The organism is Actinomadura sp. NEAU-AAG7 (assembly GCF_018603865.1).
In the GTDB taxonomy this organism is placed as follows: Bacteria; Actinomycetota; Actinomycetes; order Streptosporangiales; family Streptosporangiaceae; genus Spirillospora; species Spirillospora litoris.
In genome coordinates, this window is the sequence record NZ_JAHFZY010000005.1 from 20486 (window position 1) to 41563 (window position 21078).

Sequence of the window (21078 nt, forward strand, 5' to 3'; positions counted from 1 at the left end):
TTATCCCCAGAACGGGATTCTGGTGCGCTCGGCGGGCCGCCGCTGCGAGTGTCGAGGCCATGAAACCCATGGTGATCCGCTCCGCTCAAGACGCCATCGTCGCCGTTCCGTACCTCCTCGGGTTCCACCCGTCCGCGAGCCTCGTCGTGGTCGCCTTCGACGGCCCGGACGGCACCTGCGCGGTCCGCGTCGACTTACCGTCACCCGATCCCGCCAACGTCTCCGGCATGCTCGCGGCCAACGGCTTTCGCCGCGTCCTCCTGCTCGCCTACGGCACGCCGGAGGAATCCACCTCCGCCACCGCCGCCATGCACGCCGCCCTGGTGGCCGCCGGCATCGAGGTCACGGAGGCGGTCCGCGTGGCCGACGGCCGCTGGTGGTCCTTCACCTGCGACGGGGACTGCTGCCCACCCGAGGGCACCCCGTACGACATCGGCAGCAGCGTCCTCGCCGCCGAGGCGACCCTCGCGGGCCACGTCGCCCTCCCGGGCCGCGCCGACCTGGCCGACACCCTCCGCCCTCTCACCGGCCCCGCCCGGCAGGCCATGCGCGAGGCCACCGTCCGAGCTGAGCGCCGCTACCTGGGCTGGGCCCGCGACGACACGTCCTCGTTCGAGTTCCAGGCGCACCTCGTCAGGGAGGGCGTCGCCGTCCTGCCCGCCCTGCTGGCCCGGGCCCGCGCGGGCACCCGTCCCAGCAACGACGAGGCAGCCCGCCTCGGCTTCCTCCTCACCGAACTCCGCGTCCGCGATGAGGGCTGGGTCCGCATCGACGAGGACGACCCGGCGGCCGACATCGACTTCTGGCGCGACATCGTCCGCCGCGTGCAGCCTCCCTACGCGGCCGCCCCCGCCGCCCTGCTGGCCTTCGCCGCCTACGCCGCGGGCAACGGCGGCCTCGCCAACGTGGCCCTCGACCGCGCCCTGGAGGCCGACCCCACCTACTCGATGGCCGTCATCCTCCGCGAGGTGATGGCCGCGGGGATCCCTCCGACCAGGGCCCGCATGCGCATGACCCCCCAGGAATTAGCCGCGGCCTACCACGAAGACGAAACCCGCCAAGCCAGCTGACCCACACCTCCGACGCCCAGAGCAATCCGCCACCCGCCCCTGCCACTCGCGCGGTACGCGATCTGCCTGCTCGCCCACCCGTCGCGGTTGGTCTGGGGGTGGGGGCGGCCGGGACGAAATGAACGAGCCGTACACGGGGTTGAGGTGATCATTGGGAGGCCGGTGCGGGAGGGGAATCCATGGTCGGCGTCAGTGTGGAGACCGCGGAGCAGACGGAGGCCCGGCTGCGCGGTGTGATCGCTCAGGCCGAGCTCGTCGTCCACGATGGGGTCTGGGGTTTTGAGGAGTTCCCCGCCGACCAGGCCCCCGCGCTCACGGCGGAGACCCTTGCGGTGGTCCGCGACGAGGAGAGCTGGAGCCGTTTGGCGCCCGCGGTTCCCGGGCGTGGTGGCGCCGAACGGTTCGGAGTCTTCTCCTTCCACTTCCCGGCCGATCAGGACAACAGCGGGTTCGTCGGCTGGCTGGCCACCCACCTCAAGGCCGAGTTGGGGACCGGCGTGTTCGTCATCTGCGGCAGCAACCAGGCCCGTGGCGGCATCTACGACTACTGGGGCTGCCCCATCGACATGCTGGCTGAGGCGGTCGCGGTGATCGAGGCACTGCGCACCGGCCGGCCCGGCCGGTAATCCCCGCCATCAGCGCGATGTTTCGCCGCTGGCGGACGACAGGGCCCGAGCGGGTCTGGTCGTCGAGCCCGCACGTGTTCTGGCCCGCCCACACGCCTGGTCGACCTGGCGCCGGCGCCATCAACACCGGCGCCCGCACCAGCCACTATCATCGCCAAGAAGCAGCCTTTGAGCGGCCATAACGATCTACGGCTGGAGTACTAGGAACAGCGCCTCCGGTGATTCGGCATGAGGGTTCGGCTTCTGCGGCTAGGGCGCTTCTGATGAATCTTGGGCGGACCCAACGAGCAACGTGGTTGTTGCTGCTGTGGCAGCAGGTCGCCGAGAGGTGGTTTGTGGAGCCGTTCCAGGACCCGCAAGGTCGCCCTGATGATCCATCAGAAACGCCCTAGTGCTTTGTCTTGGTGGTGGTCTTTTCGGGGCTCGGGCGTTTTCGGGTTTGGGGTTTCAGGGTCAGGCAGAAGAGGGCGGCTGCGGCGAGTATCGCTGCTGATGTGAGGAGGGTCGTCTGCATTGCGGTTGTGTAGGCGGCGGCGAATGTCTTCTGGCCGAGGTGGGTTAGGAGGGAGGTTTCCGCCGGTGGCAGGCCGTGGGGCGGGGGCGGTGGGCTGAACCGGTGGCCGTTGGTCGTCGCGGTGTCGATGAATTGGGCGCGTAGTTGCGGGGGCAACTCGCCGGCGTGCTTGCGCGCCTCGTGGTGCAGAGCCGCATTCAGGCGGGTGGACAGGAGGACGCCCATCACTGCGGTGCCCATCACGCCGCCGATCTGGCGGGTGGTGTTGGCCACGCCGGACGCGGCGCCCGCCAGGCGGGTGTCGACATGGTCCATCGTGACCTGTTGCAGGGGCGCGAAGGTCGCGCCGCTGGCCAGGCCGATGATCAATAGGCCGGGGAGCAGGTGCCGCACGCCGGAGTCGGCGCCTGCCGTCAGGGCGAGGACGGCCAGGCCGACGGACAGGGCGGCGAGCCCGGTCATGAGGACGAGCCTGCCGCCGACCCTGTCCGACACCCGTCCCGCGAAGGCCGAGCCGACCGCCGTGAGGGCGGCGTTGGGCAGCAGGACCAGGCCCGTGCGCAGCGGCGAGAAGCCGCGCGCCATCTGGAGGTAGAGGACGAGCACCAGGGATATGCCGATCATCCCGAACTGGAAGACGAAGCCGATCCAGTTGCCGGCCGGGAAGTTGCGCTCCGAGGTGAACAGTTCCCACGGCATCAGCGGCTCGCCTCGCTGGACGCGCTGCCAGATGACGAACAGCAGCAGGAGCATTACGCCGGTGGCGATGAGCGACGTGATGCCGATCGGCCCGCCGATCTTTCCCCAGCCGTAGCGCCGGCCCTCGATCAGGCCGAAGACGATGCAGCTCAGCCCTGCGGTGACGAGCGCGACGCCTCCCAGGTCGATTCTGTGGGTGCGCGAGGGGCGGAGGTCCGGGATGAATACGAGCGCCAGCACCAGGATCATCACACCGATGGGCGCGTTGATGAAGAAGATCCAGCGCCAGGTGAGGTGGGCGAGGACGAGGCCGCCCAGGACCGGGCCGATGATCGGCGCGAAACCCGCGATCGCGCCGAACACGCCGAAGGCACGTCCACGCATGGGGGGCGGGAAGGTGACCAGAATCGACGAGATCACTTGGGGGAACAGGAGCGCCGCGCCGATGCCCTGAAGGATTCGTGCCGCCAGGAGTTGCCCCGGGGATGCCGATAGGCCGCAGAGGACGGAGGCCATCGTGAAGATGGAGACGCCGGTCAGGAAAAGGCGCCTGTAGCCGAAGATGTCTCCGAGCTTCCCCGTGGTGATCAGCAGGGTCGAGAAGACGAGCAGGTAGGCGTCGATCATCCACAGCACCTCGTCGTAGGAGGCGTGGATATCGGCGATCAGTGACGGGACGGCGATATTGACGATGCTTCCGTCCAGCAGGGCCATGAAGAAGCCTGCGCACAGGATGCTGAGGGTCAGCCAGGGACGTTGGGCGGCTGGCATTCCGGTGACCTCCATGTGGGGGCACCGGCCGGTAGAAATGAGCGTGACATGCGGCCCTCGGCCCGGATCCACCGACCGGTTCGGGTTTGTGGTCCCTCAGGGCATGCCTGAGGGATTCCGTCCGGGCGCGTTAAGGCCGGGGCGCGGTTTCGGTGGATCGTGGGGCCGGCGCGTGCTCAGAGCACAAAAGGGCCGAAGTAGGGCGGGAAAGCTTCCGGGCTCGCCGAAAAGTCACAACCATCGCAGGACGCCTTGTCAGGATGTCGTGTGACTCTCACCTTCCACGTGCCATCGGACACGGGAAGCTGATTGGCGAGGCATGGCCCCTGGTGAGATATCGCGAGGGAGCATAGCAGGTGCCGTGCGGCGTTTCGCAAGCCCGCCGCTCGTCTTTTGGGGCACCGTTCTGCCGTGCCGTCGCATGGATCGTTCCCGGCGGCCGCGATGGCCGGAACGTGGTGACCCGTCCAATGTCAGGCGCCGGACCTCGTCGACGGCGGCAGGGGGAGCGGTCGAGTCCGAGACGGTCTCCCGGGCGGGCCGGCCCGGGCGTCTCCTGGCTCAGGGGGCGACGGCCTGGCCCGGGGTGCCCGGGTCGATGCGGCGGTCGCGGTTGCGCTCGTTCCACGCGCGCATGCGTGGCGGGTAGCCGACGATCTGTACGTCGTACACGGGGAGCCCAAGGTCGCGGGCCACCTTGCCGATGACCTTGGGGGAGCCGACGCGGCGGCGGGTCCATTCGCCGTCGTGGGCGACGGCGACGGCCGTGGTGTCGGTGGCGAACGTCTCCGGCTCGACGTAGAACTCCACGCCGCGCCGGTCGCGTGCGAAGGCGATAAGTGCCTCGATGTCGGAGTCGGTCGCCTCCCGGTCGAGTTTCGTCACCGTTGAACCACGGTTCTTGCGTATCCCGAATCGGTCGCGGAACCTCATGACCTGTCCCGTCGTGTCTAGGGCACCCGGAACCGTTCCGGGGCCGGTTTTGGTGTACGACGATAACGATCGTTCGTGGCCGACGGGTTCCCGACACAGCGGCGGCCTTCAAGGTACTCAAGAGCGCGAGCCCTAGACTGGCGGAACGGGGAAATCGGCGGCGGGGGTGTTGATGGACGGGCCGAGCCTGGTCCGGCGGGGGGCGCTCGGCGTGCTCGCGGCGGCGTTGTGCGGGGCGTTGAGCGCGCTGTCTCCACAATCGGGGTCCGCGGGGCTCATGACGGCGGCGCATCATGTTCCTCCGCCGAAGACACCGCGGAGCGCGCGGGGTTCCTCCGATGTGCGCGGGGCGGCCGAGAATGGGCCGGGGAATGGGGCGGACGCGTCCTCCGGTGCGGTCGGCCAGGAGTCTATTTCCGGTCAGGGCACGGCAAAGAGCAATGGCGGCCCGGAAGGTCCGAACACCCCGGGAGCGGAAGGGCCGAACGCCCCACGCGGGGATGCGCCGAACACCCCGCGAGCGGGTGGGCCGAACGCGCCTGGGGCCGGAGAGCCCAACGTCCCGCGCGGGGATGCGCCGAGTGCGCCTGGGGCCGGAAAGTCCAACGTCCCGCGCGGGGATGGGCCGAACGCGCCTGGGGCCGGAGAGCCCAACGCGCCGCTAGGGGATGGGCCGAACGCTCCCGCGACAGCGGGAGCGAATGTTCCGGGAGGGGGCGGGGCGAATGCTCCCGCGGCCGGAGGGGCCGACGGCCCGCGGGCGCATGGGCCGGACAGTCCTGCGACCGCGGGGGCGGACGCTTCAGGAGCGGAGGCGCCTGTGGGAAGGGGCGGCCATGAGTCCGAGGCGTCCCAGGTCAGGGCGCAGGTGGGCGGTGACCCGAACGCCGTCACCCAGCGGGTGCTGCGGGCGTTCGACACGCCCGGTGTGATGGGGGCCGCCGGTCTGGTGGAGAGCCCGAAGCGGCAGGAGGCGGTGAGCGGGGGCGTCGACTGCGCGCGGGCCAGGTGCGTGGCGTTGACCTTCGACGACGGGCCGGTGGAGAGCACCGCCAAGCTGCTGGACATCCTCGCCGAGCGGCGGATCAGGGCGACGTTCTTCCTCATCGGGAAGAACGCGGCCGAGCGTCCCGACATGGTGCGGCGCGAGTACGCGGCGGGGCACGAGATCGCCAACCACAGCTACACGCATGCCGATCTGGGGCACGCGCCGGAGAAGATGGTCGACGCCGAACTCACCGGGACGCAGGAGGCGATCCGGCGCGCGATCGGGGTGGCGCCGGTGCTGCTGCGCCCGCCGTACGGGTCGACGGGCCGGCGCCTGACGTCCAAGACGCGGCGGATGGGGCTGGCGCAGGTCCTGTGGACGGTCGATCCGCTCGACTGGCAGATCCGCGACAGCCGCGCGGTGGAGCGGCGGGTGATGAAGTCGGTGCGGCCGGGGGACGTGGTGCTGATGCACGACATCCACCCGACGACGGTGGCGGCCGTGCCGAGGATCCTCGACCGGCTGGAGCGCGACGGCTACGTCTTCGTCACGGTCACGGAGCTGTTCGGCGGGACGATGACGCCCGGCAAGATCTACGCCCAGCGCTGAGGCGCCCCGGACCCTGAGCGGGGCCCGGACGGGTGGGGGGAAGGCCAGGGTCATCCCCGATGGCCGTCAGGGGTGGAGCCTCCGACCATGGAGAGTATGGACAGCAGTTATGCGGCGGGGAATCTGCGGGTCTCGGACGCCGAGCGCGAGCCGGTCCTGGAGCGCCTGCAGGAGGCCTATGCCGAGGGACGGATCGACCACGACGAGTTCGACATGCGGGTGCACCTGGCCATGACGGCCAAGACCCGCGACGACCTGGGCACGGTGACGCGCGACCTGGTCCCGGTCCAGCAGCGGGGGGCGCTGTTCCCGGGGGCCGTGCCGGAGCAGCCGACGGGGGAGGACCGGATGCTCGCGGCGGCCGCGCACGCCGTCGCGGTGCCGACGTTGTTCGTGGGGCCGCTCGTGCTCATGCTGCTCAGCGGGAAGCGCTCGGAGTACGTCCGGACGCAGGCCAAGGAGGCGGTGAACTTCCAGGTGACGCTGCTGCTGGTCACGATCGTCACGTTCGGCGTCGGCGGGCTGCTGTACGCGGTGGCGTGGATCCTGGCGGCGATCGCGGCGGTGTTCGCGCTGACCGGCCAGACGTTCCGCTACCCCTGGATCCTGCGGCTGGTGCGGTAGGTTCGCTCCCGGTCCGCGGGAGCTGGCGGACGGGTTTGTCGCCGTGTGCCTTCGGGGAAAGGTTGACGTGGCCGCCTCTACGCGGCACCGTCGCCACCTGGAGAGGGCTGCTCGGAGATGGACGCGTGCGTTGAGGCTTTATTCCCCTCTCGACCTGTGATGACCCTAACGTCCGAGTTATATGGAACGTACATGGGATGATCGATTTACTGTGTCCGGGGAGGGGTAGATGACGGAGCTTGCGATCAAGGGCGACCACCAGCGGGCGGTGGAGGCGCTCAGGAGGTCCTACGAGGCGATTCCGGCGGGGGCGCCGGTGCGGCTCGCGAAGCGGACCTCGAACCTGTTCCGGTGGCGCGACCCCTCGGAGGCGCCCGGCCTGGACGTGTCCGGGTTCGACAGCGTGCTGAGCGTCGACCCCGAGGAGCGGACGGCGCAGGTCCAGGGCATGACGACCTACGAGGCGCTGGTGGACGCCACGCTGCCGCACGGGTTGATGCCGACGGTCGTCCCGCAGCTCAAGACGATCACGCTGGGCGGCGCGGTGACCGGGCTCGGGATCGAGTCGACGTCGTTCCGGGACGGCCTCCCGCACGAGTCGGTGCTGGAGATGGACGTCCTGACCGGGGACGGACGGATCGTCACCGCGTCCCGCGACAACGAGCACTCCGACCTGTTCTACGGCTTCCCCAACTCCTACGGGACCCTCGGCTACAGCCTGCGGCTGAAGATCGAGCTGCGGCGGGTGCGCCCCTACGTGCGGCTCCGCCACCTGCGGTTCGGTGACGCCTCCGAGCTGGCGAAGGCCATGGCGGAGATCACCGAGGCGGGGACCTACGAGGGCGAGACCGTCGACTTCATGGACGGGACGGTCTTCGGCAAGGCCGAGCAGTACATCACGCTCGGGTTCTTCGCCGACGACGCGCCCTACACCTCCGACTACAAGGGCCAGAGGATCTACTACCGCTCGATCCAGGAGCGGTCGATCGACTTCCTGACGATCCGCGACTACATCTGGCGCTGGGACACCGACTGGTTCTGGTGCTCGGGCGCGTTCGGCGTGCAGAACCCCACCATCAGGCGGCTGTGGCCCGACAAGTACAAGCGCTCGGACGTGTACCGCAGGCTCGTCGCCTACGACCGCCGCTACCATCTGGTGGCGCACGTGGAGCGCTGGCGGGGGCTGCGACCGCGCGAGGACGTCATCCAGGACATCGAGGTCCCCGTCGAGCGGCTGCCGGAGTTCCTGGAGTTCTTCCACGACAAGGTCGGGATGAGCCCCATCTGGCTGTGCCCGCTCCGGGCGAAGGAGCGGTGGCCGCTCTACCCGCTCGAAGTGGGCCGGACGTATGTGAACGCGGGGTTCTGGGGGACGGTGCGGCTGCCACCGGGTCGGATCCCCGAGCACCACAACCGGCTGATCGAGCGCGAGGTCGCCGCGCTGGAGGGGCACAAGTCGCTGTACTCGACGGCGTTCTACGCCCGGGACGAGTTCTGGCGGTACTACGACGGGGAGACCTACCGGCGTCTCAAGGGGGCCTACGACTCCCAGGGGCGGCTGCTGGACCTCTACGACAAGTGCGTGCGTGGACGCTGACCAGGCGTCCGATCGGGGGGATGCCTCGGAGGGCTGGTGGCCGACGGGGCGGAGAGACAGGAGGGATCAAGATGACGCTGGCCAGGGTCTTCGAGCAGCTCGCCGGGGCTGAGGCGCCAGTGGAGTTCACGGCCTACGACGGGTCCCGGGCGGGGGTGCCGGGCGCGGACATCCGGTTCGACGTCCGCTCCCCGTACGCGGTGTCCTACCTGCTGCATTCGCCCGGGGCGCTGGGACTGGCCCGCGCCTACGTCACCGGCATGATCGATGTCAGCGGCGACATGGTGCGGGCGCTCACGACGATGCAGCAGGTGCTCGGCGACGTGACGCCCCGCGACAAGGCGCGGATCGTCGGCGGGGTGCTGGGCGACCCGCTGCTGCGCGCGGCGATGTCGCGCCGGCTGGACCCGCCGCCGCAGGAGGCCCCGTTCAGCCGCGTCCCGACGTGGCTGCGGCACTCCAAGCGCCGTGACGCGAAGGCGATCTCGCACCACTACGACGTGTCCAACACGTTCTACGAATGGGTGCTGGGCCCGTCCATGGCCTACACCTGCGCGTGCTACCCGTCCGAGGACGCGACGCTGGAGCAGGCGCAGTTCCACAAGCACGACCTGGTGGCGAGGAAGCTCGGGCTCCGGTCCGGGATGCGGCTGCTGGACGTGGGCTGCGGCTGGGGCGGGATGGTGATGCACGCCGCCAAGGAGTACGGCGTGCGGGCGCTCGGGGTGACGCTGTCCAAGCAGCAGGCGGAGTGGGCGCAGAAGGCGATCGCCGACCGCGGCCTGTCCGACCTGGCGGAGGTCCGGCACCTCGACTACCGGGACGTGGCCGAGACCGGCTTCGACGCGGTCAGCTCGATCGGGCTCACCGAGCACATCGGCAAGAAGAACCTGCCGTCCTACTTCGGGTTCCTGCACGGCAAGCTCAAGCAGGGCGGGCGGATGCTGAACCACACCATCACCCGGCCCGACAACGCGTCCCCCGCCATCAAGCAGGGCGGGTTCATCAACCGGTACGTGTTCCCCGACGGCGAGCTCGAAGGCCCGGGGTACGTCCAGACGCAGATGAACGACGCGGGCTTCGAGATCCGCCACCAGGAGAACCTCCGCGAGCACTACGCGCGGACGCTCACCGGCTGGTGCGACAACCTCGACGCGCACTGGGACGAGGCCGTCGCCGAGGTGGGCGAGGGCACGGCGCGGGTGTGGCGCGTCTACATGGCGGGCTGCGTGCTCGGGTTCAACCAGAACTGGATCCAGCTGCACCAGACGCTCGGCGTGAAGCTGGACGACGACGGCGGCAGCCACATGCCGCTGCGTCCCGACTGGGGAGTGTGACCAGGGCGTCGCTCCCCGCGGGACGACGAGCCGGCCGGACGCCTCGGGCCGGCTCGTCGTCGTCCTGCGGCGGCCGGGACGCGGAGCGCCCCGGCGTGCGCGCCTTCGCCGCGCACGCCGCGCGTTCCCCGTTCCGTCCGCGTTTCCCGCGTTCTCTGTGTTACCTGTGTTCCTCGTTACCTGTGTTCCTCGTGCCACCGGCGTTTCGCATGGTCCTTTCGGTCTGCCGGACGGCTCATGATTCCCCGGACACGGCGGTCGATCCTATGGACGCCCTCATGATGGCCTGGGCCGCCGTCCGGATGGAGGAGTTGGACGAGAGTTCCGACAGGGTCGCCTTGTTCAGCGCGTAGACGGTGAACTCGTAGGTGTTCACCGACGACGGCGAGCAGGGGCCCTGGTATCCGAACAGGCTCGCGCTTCCCCGGTAGTAGACCTGCCGCGACCCGGCCGGGACGGTGGGCTGGTAGACGTGCTCCACATTCTGCGGGAGCGAGCCGACGGTCGCCGGAATGTCGTAGATGATCCAGTGCAGCAGCGCGTTGTTGTCGAGGTCGCGCATGATGATCGCGTAGCTCTTGGCCTCGGCCGGGCCGCCCGTCCACGCGAACGGCGGCGACTCGTTCTTCTGGCCCGGGTCGCCGCTGCCGTCGCTGGTGCACAGGTGGACCTTCGGGATCGTCCCGCCGGGACGGAAGGCGCTGCTGGTGATGGAGAACGCGGCCTTGGAGGCGGCGGGGGACGAGGCGGCGCGCGTCGGGGCGGCGGGGGCGGAGGCGGCGTCGGCGGCGGTCGCGGTGCAGGCGGTTCCCGCGGCGAGCAGTGCGCAGAAGAGGACTCGGCTGGTGATCACGGGGTGCTCCTAAGAAGGACGGTTCCGGATTCGGTGCTCCCCCCGTTTACCCCTGATATTCACGTTGGTCGTCTCGTAGTGTAGGGACAGCGCTTTCCGCGCGCCACCGCCCCGGTGCCGCCGGTCCCGGTCTTCCAGGAACTTCTGGGCACTTCTCGGGCTTTTGTTGGCACCTGCGGCGCACTCCGGCACCCGCGCGGCGCAATTGTGGCAGGGAAGTACAGATCACCGTGGCACGCATCGACAAAGGCGAAGAGTTTCGCCGGTGATGGCGGGCCGCCGCGCCCGCGGGTGAATAGCGAAAGGCCGGGCAATTCCCGCGGCCGGGATCGTCGACCCCGGCCGCGGGGCGCCCGGCCCCGTGCGGGAACGGTCAGAGGAGTTCGAGCGTGCCCATGATCTGGTCGGCGTCGTCCGGCATCTCGCCGTCCTTGGCCGTGACGGTCAGCGAGCAGGCGCGGGACCCGTCGGCGACCTGGACCTGGCGGCCGGTGAGGGTGCCGGCGGCGGTCCGCAGCGAGTAGGTGGTGCGGATCCCGGGACGGCCGGCGACGGTCGTCCGGGTGATCTCGACGTCCTGCGCGCCGAGTTGGACCATGCCCGACCGGGTGGCGGCCTCCAGCGCGTCGACCGAGGAGACGGGGGTCGGCGTGCAGAGCGCGTTGACGTTGGTGGCGTAGCCGCGCTGGGCGGCCTCGGTCTCGACCGCGTACAGGGCCTTCTGCTTCTCCAGCGAGGCGAAGCTCTGCCGGAGCATCTCCTCGTTCGCGCCCTGGAGGCCGAGGCGCTTGAGGCCCTGCTCGGCCTCGCCGCTGGTGAGGTCGATCTCCATCCAGCCGGCCGGGATCGACATGCGGACGCCGTTCTCGGGTCCGCCGACGGTCTTCCACCCGGCGGGCGTGCCGCCGTTGGCCGAGCCGGCCGGGGTCTGGGACGGGGCGCTGGCGGACGGGGCGGAGGGAGGGGTCGGGGCCGGGGGCAGCGCCGGGTCCTCCTTCTTGTCGCCCAGGCAACCGGTGAGGGACAGGGCGGCGGCCGTGGCCACCACCGTGCAGGCGATCAACCGGCGGACCATGAGGGGGTTCCTTTCGCAACACAGTGTGTGGAAAAGAGATGCTTTATCCGACCTTCCGGTTCAACCTCATCTCTGTGACCTGCATCACACACAAGGCGAGTATCCGTGGGGGATTGGCGGCATATATGTCCGGTTCGCCCGTCCTTGTGCGGGCGGTCTCGCCCCGAATGACCGGGTTCGAGTCCCGGGCCCCGTCGGCGGCGGTACGGGCCGGCGACGGTCCGGTGAACGTTGGGTGGCGACCCGCCCGGGTACGGCGGACGGCGGGAACGGCGCGTCTAGCGTGAACGCGAGGGCGGCCGCCGCCGCGCCCCCGCCGCCGTGCCGCCCCCTCCGCACCGCCGTCCCTTCCACCGACCTCACACCGGGAGCCCGCCGTGCCGGACACCGACCCGACGACCGCCGAGATCAACGGTCTGCGGGCGCGGGGCGACCGGCTCGCGGCCGACAACGCCGCCGTCCGGATGCGCCTCGCCGAGCTGGAACGCCAGCGGGACGAGCGCGACGAGCAGATCGGCCGGCTGATCGGCTCGCTCAACGACGCCGCGCGCCGCGTCGGCGAGCTGGACCGGGCCCGCGCCGAGCAGGAGCACCGCGCCGACAAGGAGCGGTGGCGGTTCGAGGAGCTGCGGCTGCGCCGCTGGACGCGGCTCGGCCCGGCGCTGGCCGCGCTGCGCCGCAGGCCGCTCGCGCCCGCCGCGCTGCGCCGCGTCCGGGACGCGCTGCGCGAGCGCCCCCTGCCGCCCGAGCCCCCGGCCGAGCCCCGCCGGACGCGCCGTCCCGACGTCCGCGTCGCCGACACCGAGCCGGTCGAGCCGGCGGGCGCCGCGCCGCGTCCGCCGGAGGGCCCGGTCGCCCGCCCCGGCCTCGTCGCGGCGGTCGTGCTCGGGCCCGTCCTGGAGGCGGCGCTGCGCTACGAGTGGACGCAGGTCGCCGGCCTGAAACCGGGCGACTGGTGGGAGACGCTGGAGGCGCGGCGCCCCGCGCTGCTGCTCGTCGAGTCGATCGGCACCGGTCTGCCCGTCGCCGAGATGGCCGCCTGGTGCCGCGAGCGCGGCGTCCCGTCCGCGTACTGGGACACCGGCGCGGGCCTCGGCGAGGCCGCCGGGGCCTTCGACCACGTGTTCACCGTCGACTCCGGCGCCGTCCCCGAGCACCGGCGGCGGCTCGGCCACGACCGCGTCACGCACCTGCCGTTCGCGGCCCAGCCGCGCCTGCACAACCCCGTCCGCGTCCACGACCACGGCCGGTACCCGCTGCTGTACGAGGGGGAGTACGACGCGACCGCCGAACCGCTGATCGCCCCCGCGCCCCGGCTCGGCGCGCACTTCGCCGCGACCGGGGTCCCGCACCTGTACCGGCAGCGGGTCGTCCCGCCGTGGCCGCACGAGCGGGCCGCGTCCGCCCGCAAGCGCTACCAGGTCATGATCGCCCCGGACGCGCGGCGGGCGTACGAGGCGGCCGCCGCCGGGGTCCCGGTCGTCCACCACAGGGCGGACGCCGCGCCCTCCTTCGGCCCCGCCGTGGAGGACGGCAAGGACGCGGGGCGCATCCTCCGCGCGCTCCTGCGCGCTCCCGAACTGCGCGACCGGCAGGCCCACCTCGCCCTGCGCGAGATCCACGCGGCGCACACCTACAGGCACCGGGTCGACACCGTCCTGGAGAACCTGGGGAGCGCGCCGGTGCGGCGGGACGAGCGGCCCACCGTGTCGCTGGTGATGTCGACCTGCCGCGCCGAGCAGATCGCCCCCGCCGTCGAGATGATCGCGGCCCAGGAGTGGCGTCCGCTGCAACTCGTCATGGTCCTGCACGACCTGGACCTCGACCCCGTCCAGGTGCAGAAGCAGGCCATGGCCGCCGGGCTCGACGACGTCGCCGTCCTCACCGCCGACCGCTCGCGCACGCTCGGCGCGTGCCTGAACATGGCGATCGACGCCGCCGACGGCGACTACGTCGGCAAGGTGGACGACGACGAGCTGTACGGCCCGCACTACCTGACCGACCTCGTCCCCGCCTTCTCCTACACCGACGCGGGCGTGGTCGGGAAGCTCGCCCACTACGCCCACCTCGGCTCGATCGACGCGACGCTGCTGCGCTACCCCGACCTGGAGAACCGCTACGTGGACGTCCTGCGCGGCGGCGCGCTCCTCGGCCAGGGCGACCTGATGCGCTCCTACCGGTTCGCCGACCTCGGCCGCGGCGAGGACACCGACCTGTTCAAACGGCTCCGCGCGGACGGCGTGCGCGTCTACGCCGCCGACCGGTTCTCCTTCGTCACGATCCGGCACGCGGACGCGGCGCGCCACACCTGGCGTCCGAGCGACCTGGAACTCCTGTCCGAGAGCCGCGTCGCGTTCTACGGGTTCGCCAGGGAGCACATCCTCTTCTGAGAGGCGGAGGTCAGCGCAACTCGCGCTTGAGGATCTTGCCGGTGGCGGTCATCGGCAGCTCGTCGCGGAACTCGACGATGCGCGGGTACTTGTAGCCCGCGAACCGCTCCCTGCCCCACGCGACCAGCTCGTCCTCGGTCACGGTGGCGTCCGGCGTGCGGATCACGTACGCCTTGACCTCCTCGCCGTGGGTGGCGTGCGCGACGCCCACGACCGCCGCGAGCGACACCTGCGGGTGGGTCATCAGCTCCTCCTCCAGCTCCCTCGGGTACACGTTGAAGCCGCCGCGGATGATCATGTCCTTGGAGCGGTCGACGATGTAGTAGTAGCCCTCGTCGTCGCGCCGGGCCACGTCGCCGGTGCGGAACCAGCCGTCCCGGATCGCCTCGTCCGTCGCCTCGGGACGGCCGTGGTAGCCCTTCATGACGTTGTGCCCGCGGATCGCGATCTCCCCGGGCCCCTCGCCCTCGATCTCTTTCCAGTCGTCGTCGATCAGCCGCATCTCCACGCCCCAGATCGGGAGGCCGATCGACCCCGCCTTGGTCGGACGGTCCGGACGGTTGAACGAGGCCACCGGCGAGGTCTCCGACAGCCCGTACCCCTCCAGGATGTTCACCCCGAACCGCTCCCGGACGCCCTTGATGACCTCCATCGGCAGCGCCGCCCCGCCCGACACCGCCACCCGCAGCTCGGCGCGGATCGCCTCGATCTCCCCCGGCGACGCCTCGGCGTGCAGCAGCCCCCAGTACATCGTCGGGACGCCCGCGAAGAAGTTCACCTTCTCCGCGACCATCAGCTCGACGGTCTGCCGGGCGTCGAACCGCGCCTGCATGACCAGCGTCGCGCGCCGGTAGAGCCCCACGTTCATCACGCACGTCTGCCCGAAGATGTGGAACAGCGGCAGCGTCACGAGGAACGTGTCGTGCAGCGTCCGCCGGTACAGCGTGTCGTCCACCATCGCGTTCATGAGCAGGTTGCCGTGCGTGAGCTCCGCGCCCTTCGGCTGCCCGGTCGTCCCGCTGGTGTAGATGATCACCGCGGTGTCGGTGCTCTCGGTGCGGACCGTCTCGAAGGTGTCGGGCTGCCCGGCGAGCGCCGCCCAGAACAGCTCGGCCCCCTCGACCGGCGACTCGGTCGTCGCGAGACTCGCCGGGAGCAGGAAGAGGTGCTCGCAGCCCTCCACCTCGGCGGACCCGGCGCGGCCCGTCTCGCCGAGCGGGAAGTCCGGCGTCCCCTCGAAGCAGAACAGCGCCTTCGCCCCGGAGTCGGCCAGGTGGTAGGCGATCTCGCGGGGCCGTAGCAGCACGTTCAGCGGGACGACGACCGCGCCCGCCTTCAGCGCCCCGAAGTAGACCATCGGGAAGTAGGGCAGGTTCGGTGAGGCCAGCGCGACCTTGTCGCCCGGTCCGATGCCGCGCGAGCGCAGCAGGTTCGCGACCTGGTTCGCGACCCCGTCGACGAAGGCGTAGGAGAGCCTGATGTCGCCGAACACGACGGCGTCCCGTTCCGGCGTCTCGCGGGCCGCGTCCTCCAGCAGCACGGACAGGTTGAGCATGGCACTCCTCGCGGGGTGGGCTCCCGCCGGTTGTTACCGGCGAGTGTTGGAACCGTCCAGCTCATCCTGCTGCATGCGGTTCGGCCCGCGCCATCCCCCGGTGTGTGCCGTGACGTGCCGTTCTTCGCGCCTTTCCCGTTCCCGGTGGCGGTCGCGGGGAGCGACCGCCCCGCCCCGCCGTGCCGGGCGGCGGGACGGGGCGGTCGGCCGGAGGGGGCCGGGGGCCGGACGGGTGCGCGGTCCCGTCCGGCCCCCGGCGCGGGCGCAGAGCGGCAGCCCGCGGGGGGAGGTCGAGGTCAGCCGAAGTCGACGTCCGAGCACTGGTAGAAGGCGTTGCCCGTGTCGGCGATGTCCCAGACGGCCACGATCAGGTGCCGGCCGTGGCGGACCGGCAGCGTGCCCGAGTGGGAGAAGTCGCGCGGCGGCTGCTTGTTGCCGTAGTCCAGGCGGAGGAACGGCGTCAGGTCGAGCGCGGCACGGGTCACCGGCCGCTTGTAGTCCCAGCCGTCCTTGGTGACGAAGTACCGGAAGGACGCGGTGGAGTGGGCCGCGGTGAGCGTCCAGGCGAAGGTGTAGGACTGCCCGCCGGTCAGGGACGTGGCGGGCCACTGCCCGCCGCGCGGGTCGTCGAGCGGGGCCCAGCGACTGTCACCGGCGGCGCATATCGTGCCGTCCCGGGGGCCGGACTTCGGGAAGCCCTTCGGGCCCTCGACGCTCTGCGGCTCGTACTTGACCTCCCCGCAGTCCTTCACCGTGCCCTGCTTGCAGAAGAGGGCGCGGCTGACGGGGGTGTTGGTGTAGCCGTGCGAGAAGGCGGGGGCGGCGACGACCACGGTGAGCCCGGCCGAGGCGGCGGCGGCGAGCACCAGCGTCCTCGCGCGGGGCGTGGGGAGCCTGCGGGATGAGGGGAGTCTTCGGGGCGGACGGAGTCTGCTGGGCATACGCGATCCTCCTGGCGGGGGGACTGGAGGGGTGGGGTCCGGATGGAGTCGGTAGCCGTGGGGCGGGGAGCGTGCCGGGGTGGGGCGTCCGGGGACGGCCTCCATTTCTAATAAGAAACCTTCCTATTAGTTTCCGGCTGGAACGGTGCCTAGTCAAGGTTTCAAACATTTGGCCGGATTCGGCCAGGTTCGCCCGGCGTGGCCGGGGTGCCCCCTCCGTCCCACGGCCGCGCCCGCGTCCCCGTTACGATGTGCCGCCTCACCGAGAAAGGGTCCGAGATCTTGATTATCTTCGGCTGGCGGGTGGTCTTCTTCACCCTGAGCAAGGGTGTCTTCCACTGCCCCGACTGCGGCGGCGACCGCGAGTACCGGCGCCGGCAGGGCCGCAACTTCTTCACGCTGTTCTTCATCCCGGTCATCCCGCTGAACAAGACCGGCGGCGAGTTCGTCGAGTGCGACACCTGCCACGGCCGCTGGAACCTCGGCATCCTGGAGGTTCCGACCACCGCGCAGCTCGCGCTGATGCCGGCGATGCTGCTGCGGATGGCCATCGCCCAGGTGCTGCGCTCGGGCGACTACACCCACGCGGCCGCCCGCGGCCGCGCCGTCACCGTCGTCCGCGAGGCGGGCGACCCGTCCTACGACGACGGCGCGCTCACCGCCGACCTCGGCCGCCCCTTCGACGAGGTGCGCGTCGAGATGGCGCGCGCGTCCTCCGCGCTCGCGCCCGAGGCCAGGGAGAGCATCCTGCGCGCCGCCGCCGAGGTCGCGCTGACCGACGGGCCGCTCAGCGTCAACGAGGAGGGCACGCTGTCCGCCGTGGGCGCCGACCTCGGCCTCACCCACGTCCAGGTGACCGGCGTGGTCTCGCTCGCGCGCCAGTCGTCGGGGCACTGAGGGGGGCCGCCGGAACCCTCGGCGGGAGGGCTTGCGGTTGCGCTACGCTTGCTGTATGCCAGCCAGGCTGCTCCTTATACGACCACGCTGACGGATCGACGTCAGCGTGGTGGCCCCTCCTGTGCGAGGGGCCGTTTCATGTCGGCGGGCGGTCTGGGGACCCAGTTGATCAGGATGCGGAGTCTGGAAGCGTGAGCAGCGACGAGCACTACGACCCACGGGCGGTTCAGGACAAGTGGCAGGCCCGCTGGGCGGAGCTCGACCCGTTCGAGGCCGTGGAGACCGGCGAGGGCCCCGAGCGCCGCTACGCGCTGGACATGTTCCCCTACCCCAGTGGTGACCTGCACATGGGGCACGCCGAGGCGTTCGCGATCGGGGACGTCGTCGCCCGCTACTGGTTCCAGCGCGGCTTCAACGTCCTGCACCCCATCGGCTGGGACTCCTTCGGCCTGCCCGCCGAGAACGCCGCGATCAAGCGCGACTCCCACCCCGCCGAGTGGACCTACGCCAACATCGAGACGCAGGCGGCCTCCTTCCAGCGGTACGCGCCCTCCTTCGACTGGACGCGGCGGCTGCACACCTCCGACCCCGAGTACTACAAGTGGACGCAGTGGCTGTTCCTGCGCTTCTACGACCGGGGCCTGGCCTACCGCAAGGGCGGCCACGTCAACTGGTGCCCGAAGGACCAGACCGTCCTGGCCAACGAGCAGGTCGTCGGCGGGCACTGCGAGCGCTGCGGCACGCTGGTCGAGAAGCGCGTGCTGACCCAGTGGTACTTCAAGATCACCGACTACGCCGACCGGCTGCTGGCGGACATGGAGCAGCTGGAGGGGAGCTGGCCCGAGCGCGTCCTGCTGATGCAGCGCAACTGGATCGGCCGCTCCACCGGCGCCGACGTCGACTTCCTCATCGAGGGGCGCGACGAGCCGGTCACCGTCTACACCACCCGGCCCGACACCCTGTACGGGGCGACGTTCATGGTCGTCGCCGCCGACGCGCCGCTGGCCGAGGAGGTCTGCGCGCCCGCGCAGCGCGCCGCGTTCGAGGCCTACCGCGAGGAGGTCTCCCGCGAGAGCGAGATCGAGCGGCTGTCCACCGAGCGCGAGAAGACCGGCGTGTTCCTGGGCCGCTACGCGGTCAACCCGGTGAACGGCGAGCGGCTGCCGGTCTGGGCGTCGGACTACGTGCTGGCCGAGTACGGACACGGCGCGATCATGGCCGTGCCCGCGCACGACCAGCGCGACCTGGACTTCGCGCTGAAGTTCGGGCTGCCGGTCCGCGTGGTGGTCGAGACCGGCCAGGCCGACCCCGCCGAGACCGGCGTCGCCACCCCCGGCGACGGCGCGATCATCAACTCCGGCCCGATCGACGGGCTGGACAAGGCCGAGGGCATCGCCAAGATCATCGAGATCCTGGACGAGCGCGGCACCGGGCGCGCCTCGGTGAACTTCCGGCTGCGCGACTGGCTGGTGTCGCGGCAGCGGTTCTGGGGCTGCCCGATCCCGATCGTCCACTGCGAGGCGTGCGGCGAGGTCCCCGTCCCGGACGACCAGCTGCCGGTGCGGCTGCCCGAGGGCCTGCGCGGCGCCGACCTGGCGCCCAAGGGCACCTCGCCGCTGGCCGCCGCGTCCGACTGGGTGAACGTCGAGTGCCCCAAGTGCGGCGGCGCCGCCCGGCGCGACACCGACACCATGGACACCTTCGTCGACTCGTCCTGGTACTACTTCCGCTACTGCTCGCCCGGCTACGAGGACGGCCCGTTCGACGTCGAGCGGGTCCGGCGGTGGATGCCGGTCGACCAGTACACCGGCGGCGTCGAGCACGCCATCCTGCACCTGCTGTACAGCCGGTTCTTCACCAAGGTCCTGTACGACATGGGCATGGTCGACTTCACCGAGCCGTTCCGGCGGCTGCTGAACCAGGGCCAGGTGATCCTGAACGGCAGCGGGATGTCGAAGTCCACCGGCAACCTGGTCGACCTGGGCGAGCAGATCGGCGAGTTCGGCGTGGACGTCGTCCGGCTGGCGATGCTGTTCTCCGGCCCGCCCGAGGACGACATCGACTGGGCCGACGTGTCCCCGCACGGCATGTCCAAGTTCCTGGCCCGCGTCCACCGGATCGCCACCGAGGTCTCCTCGGCGCCCGGCGCGGACGCCGCGTCGGGTGACATCGCCCTGCGCCGCGCCACCGCCCGCGCCGTGGACGAGGCCACCAAGCTGGTCGAGACGCAGCGCTTCAACGTCGCGATCGCGCGGATCATGGAGCTGGTCACCGCGACCCGCAAGGCCATCGACTCCGGCCCCGGCGCCGCCGACCCGGCCGTGCGGGAGGCCGCCGAGGCGATCGCCGTGGTGCTGTCGCTGTTCGCCCCCTACACCGCCGAGGAGGCGTGGGAGCTGCTGGGCGGCACCGCGCCCCTGATCCGCGCGGGCTGGCCGTCCGCCGACCCGGCGCTGCTGGTCGAGGAGTCGGTGACGTGCGTCGTCCAGGTCGCGGGCAAGGTCCGCGACCGCCTGGAGATCCCCCCGGCCATCGCCGACGAGGAGCTGGAGCGGCTGGCGCTGGCCTCCCCGAAGGTCCAGGAGGCCCTGGCCGGCGCCGACATCGCCAAGATCATCGTCCGCGCCCCCAAGATCGTCAACATCGTCCCCAAGCGCTGACCCCGCACGCTCCGGTACCCCGGCAGGCTCGTCCTGCCGGGGTCTTCGGCGTGTGCCGGCCACGCGTGCGCCGTGGAGCGCGGAACAGGCCGAAGGCGGTCACCCCGGTGGGGGAGACCGCCTTCGGTAGGCCCGTTCGGGGGCGCGTCACATCTTGCGCAGGACCGCCACGACCCGTCCGAGGACGGACGCCTCGTCGCCGGGGATCGGCTCGTAGGCGGAGTTCTGCGGCATCAGCCAGATGTGGCCGTCCTTGCGCTTGAACGTCTTCACCGTCGCCTCGCCGTCGATCATGGCGGCGACAACGTCGCCCTGCTCGGCGACCGGCTGCTGCCGGACGACGACCCAGTCACCGTCCGCGATCGCGGCCTCGATCATCGAGTCCCCGGTGACCTTCAGCAGGAAGTGCGTGCCCTCGCCCACGAGCTGCTTCGGCAGCGTGAACACGTCCTCGACGGCCTCTTCGGCCAGGATCGGCCCACCGGCGGCGATGCGGCCCACCAGCGGCACGTAGGCGGGCGCGGGCTGCGTCGAGGTCGGCTGGCCGCCCAGCCCCTCGTAGGTGTCGGGCTCGGTCCGCACCGGCGTCGTGCCCGGGACCCGCACCTCGACCGCACGCGGCCGGTTGGGGTCGCGCCGCAGGAAGCCCTTGCGCTGGAGCGCCCGGAGCTGGTGCGACACGCTGGAGGTGCTGGTCAGGCCCACCGCCTCGCCGATCTCGCGCATCGAGGGCGGGTAGCCCCGGCGCTGGACCGAGTCGCGGATCACCTCCAGCACCATGCGCTGCCGCTGGGTCAGGCCCGTCTCGTCCATGGGCCCGTCGGGCAGCTCCCGGACCTTGCTCATCGCTCGTCGCCTCCCGGGCGCCTCGATCCGTCACTCCTTGTCATGGAACGCTATCGCGTCCAGCGCCGATGATCAAACAATTGTTCGAAGATG

Annotated in this window: 16 protein-coding genes; 9 read left to right on the plus strand and 7 right to left on the minus strand. The window is 71.1% G+C overall.

The features are described 5' to 3' along the window. The first annotated feature begins 59 nt into the window (after positions 1-59). Together KLI87_RS22825 and KLI87_RS22830 are read left to right on the plus strand one after the other, a co-directional pair. Positions 60-1070, plus strand: coding sequence for a DUF4192 domain-containing protein (locus KLI87_RS22825; RefSeq protein WP_214618635.1), 1011 nt, complete (start codon positions 60-62; stop codon positions 1068-1070). Between the two features lie 179 nt (positions 1071-1249). Further along, on the plus strand, positions 1250-1696 hold the full coding sequence (locus tag KLI87_RS22830) for a DUF6196 family protein (RefSeq protein WP_156214877.1): 447 nt from the start codon (positions 1250-1252) through the stop codon (positions 1694-1696). A gap of 388 nt (positions 1697-2084) precedes the next feature. On the opposite strand, the gene KLI87_RS22835 is transcribed toward KLI87_RS22830, so the two are convergent. After that, positions 2085-3695, minus strand: coding sequence for an MFS transporter (locus KLI87_RS22835; protein WP_214618636.1), 1611 nt, complete (start codon positions 3693-3695; stop codon positions 2085-2087). Between the two features lie 546 nt (positions 3696-4241). Beyond that, positions 4242-4613, minus strand: a complete 372-nt coding sequence (locus KLI87_RS22840; RefSeq protein WP_156214879.1) for a hypothetical protein — start codon at positions 4611-4613, stop codon at positions 4242-4244. Positions 4614-5433: 820 nt separating this feature from the next. Here KLI87_RS22840 and KLI87_RS22845 point away from each other — a divergent pair. The 4 genes from KLI87_RS22845 to KLI87_RS22860 all read left to right on the plus strand — a co-directional run bounded on the left by KLI87_RS22845 (position 5434) and on the right by KLI87_RS22860 (position 9768). Further along, the gene (locus KLI87_RS22845) at positions 5434-6210 is read left to right on the plus strand and encodes a polysaccharide deacetylase family protein (RefSeq protein WP_308166130.1); all 777 of its coding nucleotides are present in this window, start codon (positions 5434-5436) and stop codon (positions 6208-6210) included. 96 nt (positions 6211-6306) lie between these two features. After that, a complete protein-coding gene (locus KLI87_RS22850; protein WP_156214880.1) occupies positions 6307-6834 on the plus strand; it encodes a DUF1707 and DUF4870 domain-containing protein in 528 nt (175 codons plus the stop codon). 229 nt (positions 6835-7063) lie between these two features. Next, positions 7064-8431, plus strand: coding sequence for an FAD-binding oxidoreductase (locus KLI87_RS22855; RefSeq protein ID WP_214618637.1), 1368 nt, complete (start codon positions 7064-7066; stop codon positions 8429-8431). Positions 8432-8502: 71 nt separating this feature from the next. After that, positions 8503-9768: a class I SAM-dependent methyltransferase gene (locus tag KLI87_RS22860; protein WP_156214882.1), complete on the plus strand. Its 1266-nt coding sequence runs from the start codon at positions 8503-8505 to the stop codon at positions 9766-9768. 235 nt (positions 9769-10003) lie between these two features. Here KLI87_RS22860 and KLI87_RS22865 read toward each other — a convergent pair whose 3' ends face one another. Both KLI87_RS22865 and KLI87_RS22870 read right to left on the minus strand, forming a co-directional pair. Then, complete coding sequence (locus KLI87_RS22865; RefSeq protein WP_214618638.1) at positions 10004-10621, minus strand: YbhB/YbcL family Raf kinase inhibitor-like protein; 618 nt, start codon at positions 10619-10621, stop codon at positions 10004-10006. Between the two features lie 373 nt (positions 10622-10994). Next, positions 10995-11696, minus strand: coding sequence for a hypothetical protein (locus KLI87_RS22870; RefSeq protein ID WP_214618639.1), 702 nt, complete (start codon positions 11694-11696; stop codon positions 10995-10997). 377 nt (positions 11697-12073) lie between these two features. On the opposite strand from KLI87_RS22870, the gene KLI87_RS22875 reads away from it, so the two are divergent. Continuing rightward, the gene (locus KLI87_RS22875) at positions 12074-14086 is read left to right on the plus strand and encodes a glycosyltransferase (RefSeq protein ID WP_214618640.1); all 2013 of its coding nucleotides are present in this window, start codon (positions 12074-12076) and stop codon (positions 14084-14086) included. A gap of 10 nt (positions 14087-14096) precedes the next feature. Here the strand turns inward: KLI87_RS22875 and KLI87_RS22880 are convergent, their stop codons facing one another. Both KLI87_RS22880 and KLI87_RS22885 read right to left on the minus strand, forming a co-directional pair. Beyond that, complete coding sequence (locus KLI87_RS22880; RefSeq protein ID WP_214618641.1) at positions 14097-15641, minus strand: long-chain fatty acid--CoA ligase; 1545 nt, start codon at positions 15639-15641, stop codon at positions 14097-14099. 296 nt (positions 15642-15937) lie between these two features. Next, complete coding sequence (locus KLI87_RS22885; RefSeq protein WP_214618642.1) at positions 15938-16582, minus strand: lytic polysaccharide monooxygenase; 645 nt, start codon at positions 16580-16582, stop codon at positions 15938-15940. Between the two features lie 282 nt (positions 16583-16864). On the opposite strand from KLI87_RS22885, the gene KLI87_RS22890 reads away from it, so the two are divergent. After that, complete coding sequence (locus KLI87_RS22890) at positions 16865-17479, plus strand: hypothetical protein (RefSeq protein ID WP_156214887.1); 615 nt, start codon at positions 16865-16867, stop codon at positions 17477-17479. 191 nt (positions 17480-17670) lie between these two features. Continuing rightward, entirely contained in the window at positions 17671-20139 is a 2469-nt protein-coding gene (leuS, locus tag KLI87_RS22895) for a leucine--tRNA ligase (protein WP_214618643.1), read from the plus strand. A gap of 147 nt (positions 20140-20286) precedes the next feature. Here the strand turns inward: leuS and lexA are convergent, their stop codons facing one another. Further along, positions 20287-20985 (minus strand): transcriptional repressor LexA, encoded by a 699-nt coding sequence (lexA, locus tag KLI87_RS22900; protein ID WP_156214888.1) that lies wholly within the window; start codon positions 20983-20985, stop codon positions 20287-20289. Positions 20986-21078 lie beyond the last annotated feature (93 nt).

What these genes read in the sequence shown, in the direction of transcription:
- KLI87_RS22825 (WP_214618635.1), top strand. Translation starts at nt 60, where the DNA reads ATGAAACCCATGGTGATCCGCTCCGCTCAAGACGCCATCGTCGCCGTT.
- KLI87_RS22830 (WP_156214877.1), top strand. Translation starts at nt 1,250, where the DNA reads ATGGTCGGCGTCAGTGTGGAGACCGCGGAGCAGACGGAGGCCCGGCTG.
- KLI87_RS22835 (WP_214618636.1), bottom strand. Translation starts at nt 3,695, where the DNA reads ATGGAGGTCACCGGAATGCCAGCCGCCCAACGTCCCTGGCTGACCCTC.
- KLI87_RS22840 (WP_156214879.1), bottom strand. Translation starts at nt 4,613, where the DNA reads ATGAGGTTCCGCGACCGATTCGGGATACGCAAGAACCGTGGTTCAACG.
- KLI87_RS22850 (WP_156214880.1), top strand. Translation starts at nt 6,307, where the DNA reads ATGGACAGCAGTTATGCGGCGGGGAATCTGCGGGTCTCGGACGCCGAG.
- KLI87_RS22855 (WP_214618637.1), top strand. Translation starts at nt 7,064, where the DNA reads ATGACGGAGCTTGCGATCAAGGGCGACCACCAGCGGGCGGTGGAGGCG.
- KLI87_RS22860 (WP_156214882.1), top strand. Translation starts at nt 8,503, where the DNA reads ATGACGCTGGCCAGGGTCTTCGAGCAGCTCGCCGGGGCTGAGGCGCCA.
- KLI87_RS22870 (WP_214618639.1), bottom strand. Translation starts at nt 11,696, where the DNA reads ATGGTCCGCCGGTTGATCGCCTGCACGGTGGTGGCCACGGCCGCCGCC.
- KLI87_RS22880 (WP_214618641.1), bottom strand. Translation starts at nt 15,641, where the DNA reads ATGCTCAACCTGTCCGTGCTGCTGGAGGACGCGGCCCGCGAGACGCCG.
- KLI87_RS22885 (WP_214618642.1), bottom strand. Translation starts at nt 16,582, where the DNA reads ATGCCCAGCAGACTCCGTCCGCCCCGAAGACTCCCCTCATCCCGCAGG.
- lexA (WP_156214888.1), bottom strand. Translation starts at nt 20,985, where the DNA reads ATGAGCAAGGTCCGGGAGCTGCCCGACGGGCCCATGGACGAGACGGGC.